Origin of the sequence: Acinetobacter sp. GFQ9D191M (assembly GCF_011174875.1) — a bacterium.
In the GTDB taxonomy this organism is placed as follows: domain Bacteria; phylum Pseudomonadota; class Gammaproteobacteria; order Pseudomonadales; family Moraxellaceae; genus Acinetobacter.
The window spans coordinates 16,827-29,916 of record NZ_JAALGV010000068.1 but is presented as its reverse complement, the minus strand read 5'-3'; the positions used below and the strand labels follow the sequence as shown (position 1 = coordinate 29,916).

13 protein-coding genes are annotated in these 13,090 nt (G+C 41.4%); 6 read left to right on the top strand and 7 right to left on the bottom strand.

The window, feature by feature from the left end; translation table 11 throughout:
• The first annotated feature begins 36 nt into the window (after window positions 1–36).
• Together G5T77_RS10475 and G5T77_RS10470 are read left to right on the top strand one after the other, a co-directional pair.
• Window positions 37–825, top strand: coding sequence for a PaaX family transcriptional regulator C-terminal domain-containing protein (locus tag G5T77_RS10475; RefSeq protein ID WP_004786262.1), 789 nt, complete (start codon window positions 37–39; stop codon window positions 823–825).
• Between the two features lie 94 nt (window positions 826–919).
• Window positions 920–1,897 (top strand): fatty acid desaturase family protein, encoded by a 978-nt coding sequence (locus G5T77_RS10470; RefSeq protein ID WP_004786264.1) that lies wholly within the window; start codon window positions 920–922, stop codon window positions 1,895–1,897.
• 55 nt (window positions 1,898–1,952) lie between these two features.
• Here G5T77_RS10470 and G5T77_RS10465 read toward each other — a convergent pair whose 3' ends face one another.
• Together G5T77_RS10465 and yfcF are read right to left on the bottom strand one after the other, a co-directional pair.
• Window positions 1,953–2,903 carry a cation diffusion facilitator family transporter gene (locus G5T77_RS10465; protein ID WP_166135167.1) on the bottom strand — a complete coding sequence of 317 codons (951 nt, stop codon included), beginning with the start codon at window positions 2,901–2,903 and terminating at the stop codon, window positions 1,953–1,955.
• A 197-nt stretch (window positions 2,904–3,100) separates the two neighbouring features.
• On the bottom strand, window positions 3,101–3,748 hold the full coding sequence (gene yfcF, locus G5T77_RS10460) for a glutathione transferase (RefSeq protein WP_166135164.1): 648 nt from the start codon (window positions 3,746–3,748) through the stop codon (window positions 3,101–3,103).
• A gap of 225 nt (window positions 3,749–3,973) precedes the next feature.
• Here yfcF and G5T77_RS10455 point away from each other — a divergent pair, with 225 nt between their 5' ends.
• The gene (locus tag G5T77_RS10455) at window positions 3,974–4,690 is read left to right on the top strand and encodes a glutamine amidotransferase (RefSeq protein ID WP_166135161.1); all 717 of its coding nucleotides are present in this window, start codon (window positions 3,974–3,976) and stop codon (window positions 4,688–4,690) included.
• 47 nt (window positions 4,691–4,737) lie between these two features.
• Here G5T77_RS10455 and G5T77_RS10450 read toward each other — a convergent pair whose 3' ends face one another.
• From G5T77_RS10450 to G5T77_RS10430, 5 genes are all read right to left on the bottom strand, one after another.
• On the bottom strand, window positions 4,738–5,325 hold the full coding sequence (locus tag G5T77_RS10450; RefSeq protein WP_005235180.1) for a YceI family protein: 588 nt from the start codon (window positions 5,323–5,325) through the stop codon (window positions 4,738–4,740).
• Window positions 5,326–5,455: 130 nt separating this feature from the next.
• Window positions 5,456–5,911, bottom strand: coding sequence for a GNAT family N-acetyltransferase (locus G5T77_RS10445; protein WP_166135157.1), 456 nt, complete (start codon window positions 5,909–5,911; stop codon window positions 5,456–5,458).
• 183 nt (window positions 5,912–6,094) lie between these two features.
• The gene (locus G5T77_RS10440) at window positions 6,095–6,310 is read right to left on the bottom strand and encodes a hypothetical protein (RefSeq protein ID WP_004786275.1); all 216 of its coding nucleotides are present in this window, start codon (window positions 6,308–6,310) and stop codon (window positions 6,095–6,097) included.
• A 135-nt stretch (window positions 6,311–6,445) separates the two neighbouring features.
• The gene (gene tkt, locus G5T77_RS10435) at window positions 6,446–8,434 is read right to left on the bottom strand and encodes a transketolase (RefSeq protein WP_166135154.1); all 1,989 of its coding nucleotides are present in this window, start codon (window positions 8,432–8,434) and stop codon (window positions 6,446–6,448) included.
• A gap of 441 nt (window positions 8,435–8,875) precedes the next feature.
• The gene (locus G5T77_RS10430; RefSeq protein ID WP_166135152.1) at window positions 8,876–9,259 is read right to left on the bottom strand and encodes a prepilin-type N-terminal cleavage/methylation domain-containing protein; all 384 of its coding nucleotides are present in this window, start codon (window positions 9,257–9,259) and stop codon (window positions 8,876–8,878) included.
• Between the two features lie 472 nt (window positions 9,260–9,731).
• Between G5T77_RS10430 and metK the strand changes: the two genes are divergently transcribed.
• From metK to G5T77_RS10415, 3 genes are all read left to right on the top strand, one after another.
• Complete coding sequence (metK, locus tag G5T77_RS10425) at window positions 9,732–10,898, top strand: methionine adenosyltransferase (protein WP_004786281.1); 1,167 nt, start codon at window positions 9,732–9,734, stop codon at window positions 10,896–10,898.
• Window positions 10,899–11,233: 335 nt separating this feature from the next.
• Window positions 11,234–11,578 carry a hypothetical protein gene (locus tag G5T77_RS10420; protein ID WP_004786283.1) on the top strand — a complete coding sequence of 115 codons (345 nt, stop codon included), beginning with the start codon at window positions 11,234–11,236 and terminating at the stop codon, window positions 11,576–11,578.
• 289 nt (window positions 11,579–11,867) lie between these two features.
• The gene (locus tag G5T77_RS10415) at window positions 11,868–13,079 is read left to right on the top strand and encodes a YeeE/YedE family protein (protein ID WP_166135149.1); all 1,212 of its coding nucleotides are present in this window, start codon (window positions 11,868–11,870) and stop codon (window positions 13,077–13,079) included.
• The last annotated feature ends 11 nt before the right edge of the window (window positions 13,080–13,090 follow it).

Genomic DNA, 13,090 nt, shown 5'->3' with positions numbered 1-13,090 from the left:
TTCCAATTTCTTATTTTCTAATCACGATCTAGTTTCATGACCTATAAACTGAATGCCCGACATCTGGTGCTAGACCTGCTCTATGCCTCACATAACTCTACTGTTAGCATCAAACAGATGTTATGTGCAGCAGATTTATTAGGAATCTCTGACAACAGCTTGCGGGTTGCAGTAGCACGACTCAATCAGGATCAGATCATTCAGTCAGTAGAACGCGGCATTTATCAGTTAATTGAAAAAAAATTTGATACTTCTTTTATCAGCCTGAACAAACATCCCAATATGCAGACCGCTACGGCTTGGGATGGTAAGTACATTCTGGTTTATACTGGTGCTTTGGGGCGAGTAGATCGTACGGCCTTATCTAAACGGGAAAAAGCCCTGCGTTATTATGGATTTCAGGAGCTGGAACAGAATGTGTTTATCCGCCCGGATAATTTACAACTTGGTTTGAACGAGCTTAAATCAGCAGCCGTCAAGTTTGGCCTAGATCAAGGCGCACGATTTTTTCAGGTTAGCGAGATCGATCAGCACACCCATGTATCTGCACTTTGGGATATTCATGGCCTCCATCAAACCTATTTAAATATTAGTCAGGAAATTGAGCAGTGGTTTGAAAGTCATGAATATTTATCCTTGGCTGAATCAGCTAAAACTGCCTTTTATCTGGCGAAATCTGCCGTATTTAGTCTGCGTGCAGATCCATTATTGCCTGAAGAGTGGCTAGACGCTCCAGCCCGACAAAAGTTTGAACTGGCTGTACGGCGTATGGAAGAGCAAGGCCAGCAGTTATGGCAGCAATATTTTCAGCAGCAAGGCGTATAATTTATTTCCTATACACTCACAAAAATAAATTGACTGTAATATTTTAATTCAAATATAGTGACAAGAAATACAAGAACTAAATCAAGGCAAAATAATGAACAGTAAAGTGAGTGTCACAGAGCTATTTAGCCGTGAAGAAATCAGGGAGCTGACTACCCCATCCGATTTACAGGGTGCTCTGGCAGTGGGCTCAACTTGGGCTGTGATTGTTTTGACCTTTGGCACAATTGCTTATAGCTGGGAATATTTACCAGTCTGGGGAAAAATATTGATGTGTGCCTTGGCATTAGCCATTCTGGCGGGTCGCCAACTCGCTATGGCCATTTTGATGCACGACGCCTCACACCATAGTTTGTTTAAAACCAAGTGGCTAAACACACACTTTACTGACTGGTTGTGTGCCCGTCCGATCTGGAATGAGGTCGGTAAATATCGTCCTTATCATTTGAAACATCATGCCCGCACCTCTCAACCTGATGATCCAGATTTAGGTCTGGTCAAAAACTTTCCAATTACTAAACAATCATTATTCAGAAAATTCTTTAGAGATTTAAATGGTCAATCCGGCCTAAAATTTCTGGCTGGCCGTGTCTTGATGGATTTAGAACTTCTGGAATGGAGTGTTTCCAATGATCCGAAACCAATTCCTCGTGGTAATCGCAACAATCTGGAACTGGCAAAGAATCTATTAAAAAATAGCTCGGGCATGCTGATTTCCAATGCTGCCCTATTTTCTGCACTTTGGGCCAGCGGTCATCCGAAACTTTATTTATTGTGGCCGTTAGCTTATATCACTCCTTTCCCACTCTTTATTCGTATCCGGGCAATGGCTGAGCATGCTGGTCTGGAAACTAGCCATTCTGCTTTAACTAATACCCGTACCACCCGTGCAGGATGGCTAGCGCGTGCTTTCGTTGCACCGATTCATGTAAATTATCATATTGAACATCATTTAATGGCCTCTGTTCCACATCAAAATCTGCCCAAAATGCATCAGATGTTGCGAGAGCGCGATTACGTGAAAGCACCACCGAGTTATAAAGATGTAATTGTTTCATTATTAAAAGGCTAAAATAAAAGATCGAAGTTTAAAAATACATTAAGTGTGATGGCAAAATTTCTCACACTTAATGTTGATGGCTTTCCTTATGCTTATAATGCTCATGTAAATGGGCTGATTGCCGATGCTGTTCTGGGGGACAATCTTCTGCTTCAATCTGCAATGTCATCTCGGTAATGTGATGTTCATGGTGCAACATCTCAAACGCCTCCTGATGCAACTTTTTATAGTCAACGTCTGGCGCAACTAAATGCACCGTTAACATCACCTTCTTGGAAGTAATCGCCCAGACTTTTAGCTGATGAATATCTTCAACACCGTCTAGCGCCAGTAGGTCATGGCGCAGTTTTTCAATATCGATTTCATCGGGAACCCCTTCCAGCAGAATATTGATACTCTGTTTCAATAAAATCCATGTCCGTGGAATGACCCAGAATCCGATCATGACCGCAATCACGGTGTCGATCCACATCCAGCCACTGAAATAGATGATCACTGCGCCAATAATGACACCCACCGAACCTAGTGCATCACTCAGTACTTCCAGATAAGCTCCTTTAATATTCAAGCTTTCCTGACTGCTAGAAACCAGAATTTTCATGGAGATCAGGTTAATGACTAGTCCGAGTATAGCGACAATCAACATGCCCAGACTTTCAATTTCAGGGGGATGACTCAAACGCTGGTAAGCTTCAAACAGGATATACATCGCTACCAGAAATAGCATAATCGCATTAAACAAAGCTGCCAGAATTTCAAAACGCTGGTAGCCAAAGGTACGTTTATCATCTGCGGGTTTTTGCCCGATCTTAATCGCAGCCAGTGCAATTGCCAATGCAGCAGCATCAGTAAACATATGCGCTGCATCAGAAAGCAAGGCCAGACTCTGAGTCATAAAACCGGCAATAACTTCTACAATTAAAAAGGCTGTCGTTAGGGCTAAGGCGATGGACAGTTTTTTGGCATTCTTGGCACTAACTTCTACATGACTATGATCATGATGATGTGATCCACCCACCTTATACTCCTTTTCATTTGAATCTGATTCTAAGTTTTAGCTACTTCTTATTACCTATACTTTCTATACTACGCTTGCTCTGCTGATATTTAAGCAATTTTTTGTATAACTTGGCTCTCTTTTAAAATATCCATGTCTATTCATTAAGCAAACTTAGTACTTAAATTATTAAATTAACCTCTCTACCGGACATAGAATCAAAACTCAGCATGAGTCCTCAATTTTTCATTTTCCAAAATCCAGGACTGCACTGAAGATCGCTGAAAATTACGCTGGATATAAGCCTGAATTTTTTCGGGAAGCTCAACATCGTGACTAAGCAGGCGATGCAGCATAAAGGCTAGATCAAAGTCTGCAATTGACCATTGTTCGGTGAGCCAAAGCTCTTCAACTAAAGTTTCTGTGATTGCCAGTAAGCGCTGAATATCCTGCATGGTTTCAGCCGATGCGATTAAAGGCCTTTTAGGTGGAACAAAGATCGAAGTTGAGGGCATATCCTGCCGGATAGAGGAAAAATCAGTTTTAATCAAAGCCTGAACGGCGCGACATTTTGCTCTGGCTTTCATCTCTGCAGGATATAAAGCAGGATAATCCGGTGCCGGAAAAGCATCTTCCAGGTATTCAGTAATCGCCCACGATTCAAATAAATGAAAATCATCAATGATCAGACAAGGAACTTTGCCACTCGGACAAATTTTACGATAAGCCAAAGATTGCTGTTCCAGCAGATCCAGATCGATCATTTTTTCCTGAAAGTTGAGTCCTTTCTCTTTTAGAGCCACATAAACCGACATGGCATAAGGACTGATACGTTTTTTATCGACATATAAGCAGATATTGTGCATTTTTTATCCTGCCTCTTATGATTATCCACTGCTTTCTACTCTAACGCCTTTTTTATAGAAAAGGAAAATATCGCTGCATATTGATACAAAGCGGAGTTATAGTCTTACATAGGATTGCCGATTCGGATGAATCACCTACCTAAGGCTAAATCACCGGATTAAAAAGACTTCTAATTTTTTGCAGAATAACGTTAAATAAATATTTTCCATTTAGACCTGACTGCTATGCTGAACCTTGATCACTTCCCCGATACCGTATATGCCATTCAACATCTGGCTTTTGAAGACCTAGGTGCCTGGGAAGATGTATTTTATCAGTTGGGATTACGTGTTCGCTATTTTGAAGCCGGTATTGATGACCTGCGTAAAGCGTATGAATATAAAGGTCTGACAATTATTTTAGGGGGTCCAGTTGGTGTTTATGAAACGGAGGACTACCCTTTCTTACAACAAGAAATAGACTTACTTAAAGTGCGTTTAGAAAAGAATTTACCCACTTTAGGTATTTGTCTGGGTGCTCAACTCATTGCTCATGCACTCGGTGCTAAAGTCTATGCAGGACATAGCAAAGAAATTGGCTGGTCTAAGCTCACTCTTCCAGCCACTGAAAATAATCCACTACAAGCCTTGGAAAATATTGAAGTGCTACACTGGCATGGCGATACTTTTGATCTGCCTAAACAGGCTGAATTATTAGCCAGTTCCAATCTCTACCCAAATCAGGCTTTTCGCTTAGGATCAAATATTCTGGCTCTGCAATTTCATGCTGAAGTATCCAGTGAAAGTTTAGAGAAATGGCTGATTGGACATACCTGTGAGTTACGCAAAGCCCAAATCAATATCCCCACCTTGCGGGCGGATCATCAAAGCTATGCACCCGCGCTTGAACAGGCAGCCAGTTCGGTATTGATGCATTATTTAGAAAACCTGCAACTTAAATAACCGTAATAAAAAAGCACCCTATTGGGTGCTTTCTTAATTTGTCATTCTTACTTTTTCGGAGCAGGTACAGAAGCCTCGGTAGTAATGTTCACTGTAATTTTATCGCCCACATTTGGAACATAGCCGCCTACCCCAAAGGCTGAACGGTTAAATGAAGTGGTTGCATTAAAACCAATCGTTTGTAATTTGGTCATTGGATGTACGCCTTGTTTATTTAAAACTGCATCCAGTACCACAGGTTTAGTGACATCTTTCACGGTTAAGTTACCGGTGATTTTGTATTTGTTTTTGCCTAAAGCCTGAACTTTAGTACTTTTAAAAGTGATATTCGGATATTTGGCAGCATCAAAAAATTCTGCTGTCTTAATATGGTCATCCAGCGCTTTCACATTCGTATTAATGCTTGCAACCGGGATATTCACATTGACCGAAGAATTCGCAGGTTTTTCATTATCAACATTAATCGTACCCTGGATATCACTGAAGTTTGCAGATGGTGTAGAGAAACCAAAGTGGCTCCAAGAGAAAACCGTTGCTGAATGAGTCGGGTCAATCGTATAAGCCACTGGTTTTGCCATAGAAAATGTTGCTACAGATGCGACCGCCAAGCCTAATGCTAATGTTTTTAAATTCATGTTTTTATCTCACGTTTTGGATGTTATTAAGTGTATAGAATCTGGAACCGTTTACAGCCTTAAAGATAAAACGTTTTGTTGCAGCAATGAAACGATAAAATTGTAAGTTATTTTTTTAATTTTTTGAGCTTTAATCCATACGGTACTGAATAAATCCAGTTTTCTTGGCGACTTTGTTATACAACGCTTGCGCCTGATGATTTGATTCCTGAGTCAGCCAGTAAACCCGGTCGCAATTACGCTGCTGCGCTACCTGATAGACATGCTGAATCAACTTTCGCGCCACGCCCCGTCCGCGATAGTCCGGATAGGTAAATAGATCCTGCAAATAAGCATATGGTCTTACTGTCCAGCTACTGTCATGCTCAACCACATGAACTAGCCCGACTACTTTTCCATCAATCAGTGCAGCAAAACCATACATATTGTCCTGTCCAGGACTAGTGAGCTTGGCCCAGGTATTTTCACTGATTTTTTCCGAAATTTGCGCCTCATAAAAGGTTTGATAGCCTTTCCATAAAAACAGCCATTCGGGCTGTGATATTTGCTCTAGAGATTTGATCTGGATCTGGGATGATATTTCCATATTGAGTAACTTCTTTGGTTTATGTCTTTCATTATCTTTAAGTCAATTATTTACGATATGAGTCATTAAGTTTTTATGATGGCACGAACTTAGATTTATCTTATCTAATGTTCATAAGCAACTGCCAGATGAAAATCATCCGATATAAAAAAAGCCCCGCTCAGGGACTTTTAGTATTTTCTATTAAAGTTTTTCAACCAGAATACGATCCACCTGTTTCAAACCAGAATGCTTTTCATGGTTCTTGCGACGTACTTTAATGATTTTTTCTTCAGCCATTTCCTGAAGTAATAGCTCAACCGCAACCATTGCTTCAAGGGGGAGATCCTGCCCGATCCATTTCTGCTCGCCTGCATCCATTAAAGTAATTTCATCACTAATTTGTTCATACAAGCTCATGTTTATCTCACTCTTTCATTTCAATTATGGGAGAACACTTTTTAGCGGTTGCCACATGAAAACAAGGCTAGAAAGCGAAAAAACAAAAGACGCCCCAAAACTGGGGCGCCCTTAAAAAACGACTTAATCAGTTGATTAAGCAGTAATCTCTTTTACAGCTGTTACAACAGCTTCAGTTGTAATACCGAAGTGTTTAAACAGGTCTTTAGCAGGTGCAGATTCGCCATAAGTAGTCATACCGATCACACGACCATCCAGACCTACAAATTTCCACCAGTAATCCACATGTGCAGCTTCAACCGCTACACGCGCACGAATATTTGAAGGAAGAACCGCTTCACGATACGCAACATCCTGTTTCACAAACTCTTCAGCACATGGCATAGATACGACACGTACACCTTCAAGCTGTGCATAAGCTTCCATCGCAAGAGAAACTTCAGAACCAGTCGCAATGATAATCGCTTTCAATTCACCTTTTTCTTCAGCCAGAACATAACCACCTTTCGCTACATTCTCAATTTGTGCTTGAGTACGCGTTTGGAATGGCAGGTTTTGACGAGAGAAGATCAACGCTGTTGGACCTTCTGAACGCATTAAAGCAGATTTCCAGGAAATCGCTGCTTCAACAGTGTCACATGGACGCCATGTATTCAGGTTTGGTGTACCACGTAAAGATGCGATTTGTTCGATTGGCTGGTGTGTAGGACCATCTTCACCCAGACCGATTGAATCGTGAGTGTAGACATGAATCACACGTTGTTTCATCAGCGCAGACATACGTACTGCATTACGTGCATATTCCATAAACATCAGGAATGTTGCTACATAAGGAATGAAACCGCCATGCAATGCTACACCATTGGCAATCGCAGTCATACCAAATTCACGTACGCCGTAATGAACATAGTTACCTGCTGGATTGTCCTGTACGCCTTGTGCACCTTTCCAAAGTGTCAGGTTAGAACCTGCAAGGTCAGCAGAACCGCCTAGTACTTCTGGTAGTGAAGGCACAAGAGCTTGTAACGTATTTTGGCTCGCTTTACGTGTAGCAATGGTTTCTTCTTTTGCATTTACTTCAGCGATATAAGCATCCGCTTTTGCAACAAAGTCAGCTGGAAGATCACCAGAAAGACGACGTTTTAATTCAGCTGCTTCAGTTGGATATTTTGCTGCATAAGCGGCAAAAGTTTCATTCCATGCTGCTTCAGCTTGTGAACCTTTATCTTTGGCATCCCAAGCTGCGTATACATCTTCAGGAATGACAAACGCTTCATCTGACCAGCCCAAAGCTTCACGAGTCAATACGATTTCGTCATTACCTAAAGGAGCACCGTGACAGTCTTCTTTACCCTGTTTGTTTGGTGAACCTAAACCGATCACTGTTTTACACATGATGATGGTTGGTTTATTCACTTCAGCTTTTGCTTCAACAGTGGCTTGACGGATTGCATCAGCATCATGACCGTCAACTTTGATCACTTGCCAGCCATAAGACTTGAAGCGTTGTTCTGTATCGTCAGAGAACCAGCCTTCAACTTCACCGTCAATCGAAATACCGTTGTCATCATAGTAAGCAATCAGCTTACCCAGACCTAAAGTACCTGCCAAAGAACATGCTTCATGAGAAACACCTTCCATCAAGCAGCCATCGCCCAGGAAGCAGTAAGTGTAGTGATCTACAACTTTGATATCTTCCTTGTTGAATTGCGCTGCTAAAGTTTTTTCAGCCAGTGCAAAACCAACAGCATTTGCGATACCTTGGCCTAATGGGCCAGTGGTTGTTTCAATACCCGGTGCATAGCCCAATTCTGGGTGACCTGGAGTTTTAGAATGAAGTTGACGGAATGCTTTAAGATCTTCAATTGAAAGATCATAGCCCGTTAAATGAAGAAGTGCGTATTGAAGCATAGAGCCATGGCCATTCGACAATACGAAACGGTCACGGTTAGCCCAATTCGGATTTGTTGGGTTATGGTTTAAGAATTCGCGCCAAACCACATCAGCGATATCTGCCATCCCCATTGGAGCACCTGGATGTCCTGAGTTTGCTTTTTGCACAGCATCCATTGCCAATACACGAATTGCGTTTGCAATACGACGTTCATTAAGCGGGGTTGTCATAAATCAGCGTCCAAATAAATTCAGAAGAAATAGGAAATGATGAAAAGACTTTCAAAACTGCCGTCTATTGTCTTAAAAAAACAGCGAGGGGTAAAGACTAGCCTACAATATTTATCAATTTATTGATCTTGTATTTACCTATCGGATAAATATTCTGCACTTTTAAGGTGCATTGATTGACTAGAGTCTAAGTTAAATTCTAATAAGATGATAAATCTGGGATTATTCTTAACTATTTTTTATAAATTAAACTTTTACAATATGCTGAATTCCTTTTCAGGATACATGCATATAGGGATCAAAACAGAAGATCCAGATTTAACTAAATGATCTTTTCCAGGCTATAAAAATGCATATGTGAATATCTAATGTCTGCCCAAGATCATCAGACATGAAAAGATAAAGGTTGAAGTTCAATCAGGCTAGTCGATACCACGAAAATCATTGTCCTCGACACTCTTTAGGTAAATAACGCTGACTGATATCGCTCGAAGAACAACTGCCGCCATAGACATCAAAGGCGATGGATTTGCCACGGATTGCCGTATCTACCCCATCCTGTCGGAACTTAAATTCAATTCGACAAGCTGCATTGATCACGACTTTTTCAATATATTGGGTTCCGCTGCCAATTTGACGGCCCGCATCACAATGTCCATCAGAGGCAATAAATTGAGTTCGATAGCTACCTGCCTGCTCAAAAACCTCCGCTAGTTGGCTTCGCACGACATAACTGTGATAACTCATGCCTGCTACTGTCGCCAGAATGGCAATAATTGTGAGTACAATCATGACTTCAATCAAGGTAAACGCCTTTTGATACATGCTTTTCCATCTCCGTACAGTCTTTTAAACAAGTCCATACCAAAAGATTTCGCCACTTCCTGACAGGCGGTTTCTGAAGGCTTGAAGCTACTATGCAGAGTCGTACTATTTGCAGCAAGGCTGTCTGTCGTATGATCAATACACCCGCCTTAAGTTATTAATAGAATGATCACTTTCCTTGATATTTTAAACACTCTAATTTTTATATTTTTCTTAGTATTTGGTTCTGCGAATTTATCTGGAAATATCACTGCTTAATAAGCGTCTCTTATCAATTCACAAACTATTTATTAAGTTTATTAAATGAATTTACCCTGCTGTTTAATTAGGCATATCAGTTTTTTTAATTCCAATAATCAAATAAAAGCACAATAATTTGAAACAATTTCGTGCAATTTTGTCGAGTTGCGCTAGTCCTAGAGCACAAGTCGATGTAACATATCGGGTCTTTAAATTTAACTGTGATAGGACTATGCGCGAGTACGCTGTATTTACTTCGGAATCTGTAAGCGAAGGCCATCCAGATAAAATGGCTGACCAAATCAGTGATGCTATCTTGGATGCAATCTTAAAAGAAGACCCATACGCACGGGTTGCTTGTGAAACGCTTGTAAAAACAGGTGCGGTTGTACTTGCCGGTGAAATCACAACAACTGCGAACATCGATTTTGAAGCGGTTGTCCGCCATACCGTTAACAGTATTGGTTATCATCATTCTGACCTTGGCTTTGATGGTTCGACTTGTGCGATCATCAACATGATCGGTAAACAGTCTCCTGAAATTGCTCAGGGTGTAGATCGTCAGAAACCTGAAGATCAAGGTGCCGGTGACCAGGGCTTGATGTTTGGTTATGCCAGCCGTGAAACTGATGTTTTAATGCCTGCGCCAATTTCTTATGCGCACCGCTTAATGGAAAAACAGGCTGAATTACGCCGTAACGGTACATTGCCTTGGTTACGTCCAGATGCAAAAAGCCAGGTGACTTTCGCTTATGAAAATGGCGTACCTGTTCGTCTAGATGCTGTTGTGCTTTCAACTCAACACGATCCTGAAATTTCACAAGCTCATTTAAAAGAAGCTGTGATTGAAGAAATCGTGAAAAAAATCATTCCTGCCGACATGTTCCATGCAGACACCAAATTCCACATCAATCCGACCGGGATGTTTGTGATCGGTGGTCCTGTAGGTGACTGTGGTCTGACTGGCCGTAAAATCATTGTAGATACTTACGGCGGTATGGCCCGTCACGGTGGTGGTGCATTCTCTGGTAAAGATCCATCAAAAGTTGACCGTTCTGCTGCTTATGCAGGCCGTTATGTTGCGAAAAACATTGTCGCTGCGGGTCTTGCTGATAAATGTGAAATTCAGGTGTCTTATGCAATTGGTGTTGCCGAGCCAACTTCAATTTCAATCAATACCTTCAATACAGGCAAAGTGTCGGATGAATTGATCGTACAATTGGTACGTGAGCATTTTGACCTGCGTCCATACGGTATTACCCGTATGTTGAACCTGATCCAGCCAATGTATAAACAGACTGCGGCTTATGGTCACTTTGGTCGTGAAGGTTCAGATACTGCATTTACTTGGGAAAAAACTGACAAAGTCGAAGCACTTAAAGCATCTGCTGGTCTATAAGTTTTCAAGTTTTAAAAGCTCGCTTTATGCGGGCTTTTTTATGACTTCTACTTTTAGCCTGACAAAAATTGAGCTGGAAATAGTTGTGTTTTGTTACATCTAAAACTCATATTAAAACGGATAAACTTATTCTTTATAAGCAGTGAGAAGCAATCCATATAAGGGTTGTAAGAAAATACATTCAAATAATCAGACGATTTATATTTGGCAAAAATTGTATAAGCCTTTATAAAAATTACATTTAGTGAACAAATTCTGATCTAATTATTAGCATAAATTCAAATAAATACTCGCTAGACTGTTTTCGACCTTACAACTACAAAGGATATGACACGATGAATAAATTACTTGTTGCTTTGGGTTTAGCTGCAACCGTTGCTTTAGTGGGTTGTAATAAGAAAGAAAATCCTGAAACAGGTGCGACAACTGGCGAACATTTAGAAAATGCTGCTACTCAAGCCGGCCATGATATGGAAGATGCCACTCATGAGGCGTCTCAGGAAACTGACCAAGCCATGGATAATGCGGCTGCAAATGCTTCCCGTGCCGCTGATGAAGCTGCAGCTGCGACTTCTCGAGCAGCCGATGCCACTGCTGAAGCCGCTAAAAACGCGACTGCTGCAACTGCGGGTGCTATTGAAGAAGGTGCAGGCAAAGTACGTGAGAAAGCTGAAAATTAATTTTTAAAGCTTTAGATCTTTAAAAGCCTGCTTTGCAGGCTTTTAAAGATCTAAAGCTTTAAAAGCCTGCTTTGCAGGCTTTTAAACTTTTTATACATTTCACTATTAGGCAGGTGATTGTTCTAATTAAGCTGATATCTTTTGAAATAATTACGACCTTATATCATTTAAAGTCATAATTATTATCAGTTATCAGGATGTTTAATTGGCTCTTAGAAATTCTAGATCAGCCCATTTTAGTGAGAAATTGCGTAATATACGCGACTTTATTTTTAAAACTTGATCTCCCATGTCTGTTATTGCTGCGTCTTCCCAGCGATCGAATCTCTCGGTCTTGGTGGCTTTTATTTTACTTGTATTAGGAACTGTCGGTGCCTATCACATCGTAGGTCTGAACCAGGCTCTATTATTTCTAGTGGGTGGTGCACTGGGTATGACCTTGTATCATGCCTCGTTTGGTTTCACCTCCAGCTGGCGTGTCTTTATTAAAGAACGTCGTGGTCGTGGCTTACGTGCCCAAATGATCATGTTAGGTCTTGCTGTCTTGCTATTTTTCCCTGCTTTAGGCGCAGGTGAATTGTTCGGTAATCCAGTTCAAGGCTTTGTCAGTCCGGTTTCACTTTCTGTGGTAATCGGGGCATTTATTTTCGGGATTGGTATGCAGCTCGGTGGCGGTTGTGCATCAGGCACACTTTATACCGTTGGTGGTGGTAGTGCCCGTATGCTGGTAACTCTGTTCTTCTTCTGTGCTGGCTCACTGATTGCGACTTCGCATATTGACTGGTGGTTTAACCTACCCCATTTCGCACCCATCTCCATTGTAGAAAGTTTTGGTGTCATTCCTGCACTTGTTTTGAGCTTTGTCATTTTTGCTGTTATTGCTACTGCAACTATCTTTTTTGAAAAGAAACGTCATGGCAACCTGGAAATTGAAGCTCGAAGCCAGCATCAGGGCTGGAAACGCTTTTTACGTGGTCCATGGCCATTAATCTGGGGTGGAATCATTTTAACCCTGCTTAACTTTGCTACTTTGGCGCTGGCTGGTCGTCCATGGGGAGTTACTTCTGCCCTTGCTGTTTGGGCCGCGAAATCTGCAAGTTTTGTTGGAATTGATGTAGCCTCTTGGGCGTATTGGCAGCAACCAGCCAATGCCAAAGCCTTATCTGAATCGCTCTGGTTCGATATTACGTCTATGATGAACTTTGGCATCATGCTTGGTGCATTATTGGCTGCCAGTCTGGCAGGTAAATTTGCTCCAAACTTCAATATTCCAAAACGTTCATTGGTTGCTGCGGTTATTGGCGGTTTGATGCTTGGCTACGGCGCTCGTCTGGCTTATGGCTGTAATATCGGGGCCTATTTTAGTGGTATTGCTTCTGGCAGTGTACATGGCTGGTTATGGCTGGTCTTCGCATTCATTGGAAATGGGCTTGGGGTAAAACTTCGTCCAATTTTCTTCCCCGGTGAGAAACCTCAACCAGAAAAACTGACTGGTTGCTAAATAAAAAAGCC

Coding starts and splice junctions, on each gene's coding strand:
- G5T77_RS10475 (WP_004786262.1), top strand. CDS start 37: ATGACCTATAAACTGAATGCCCGACATCTGGTGCTAGACCTGCTCTAT.
- G5T77_RS10470 (WP_004786264.1), top strand. CDS start 920: ATGAACAGTAAAGTGAGTGTCACAGAGCTATTTAGCCGTGAAGAAATC.
- yfcF (WP_166135164.1), bottom strand. CDS start 3,748: ATGCACAATATCTGCTTATATGTCGATAAAAAACGTATCAGTCCTTAT.
- G5T77_RS10455 (WP_166135161.1), top strand. CDS start 3,974: ATGCTGAACCTTGATCACTTCCCCGATACCGTATATGCCATTCAACAT.
- G5T77_RS10450 (WP_005235180.1), bottom strand. CDS start 5,325: ATGAATTTAAAAACATTAGCATTAGGCTTGGCGGTCGCATCTGTAGCA.
- G5T77_RS10445 (WP_166135157.1), bottom strand. CDS start 5,911: ATGGAAATATCATCCCAGATCCAGATCAAATCTCTAGAGCAAATATCA.
- G5T77_RS10440 (WP_004786275.1), bottom strand. CDS start 6,310: ATGAGCTTGTATGAACAAATTAGTGATGAAATTACTTTAATGGATGCA.
- tkt (WP_166135154.1), bottom strand. CDS start 8,434: ATGACAACCCCGCTTAATGAACGTCGTATTGCAAACGCAATTCGTGTA.
- G5T77_RS10430 (WP_166135152.1), bottom strand. CDS start 9,259: ATGTATCAAAAGGCGTTTACCTTGATTGAAGTCATGATTGTACTCACA.
- metK (WP_004786281.1), top strand. CDS start 9,732: ATGCGCGAGTACGCTGTATTTACTTCGGAATCTGTAAGCGAAGGCCAT.
- G5T77_RS10420 (WP_004786283.1), top strand. CDS start 11,234: ATGAATAAATTACTTGTTGCTTTGGGTTTAGCTGCAACCGTTGCTTTA.
- G5T77_RS10415 (WP_166135149.1), top strand. CDS start 11,868: ATGTCTGTTATTGCTGCGTCTTCCCAGCGATCGAATCTCTCGGTCTTG.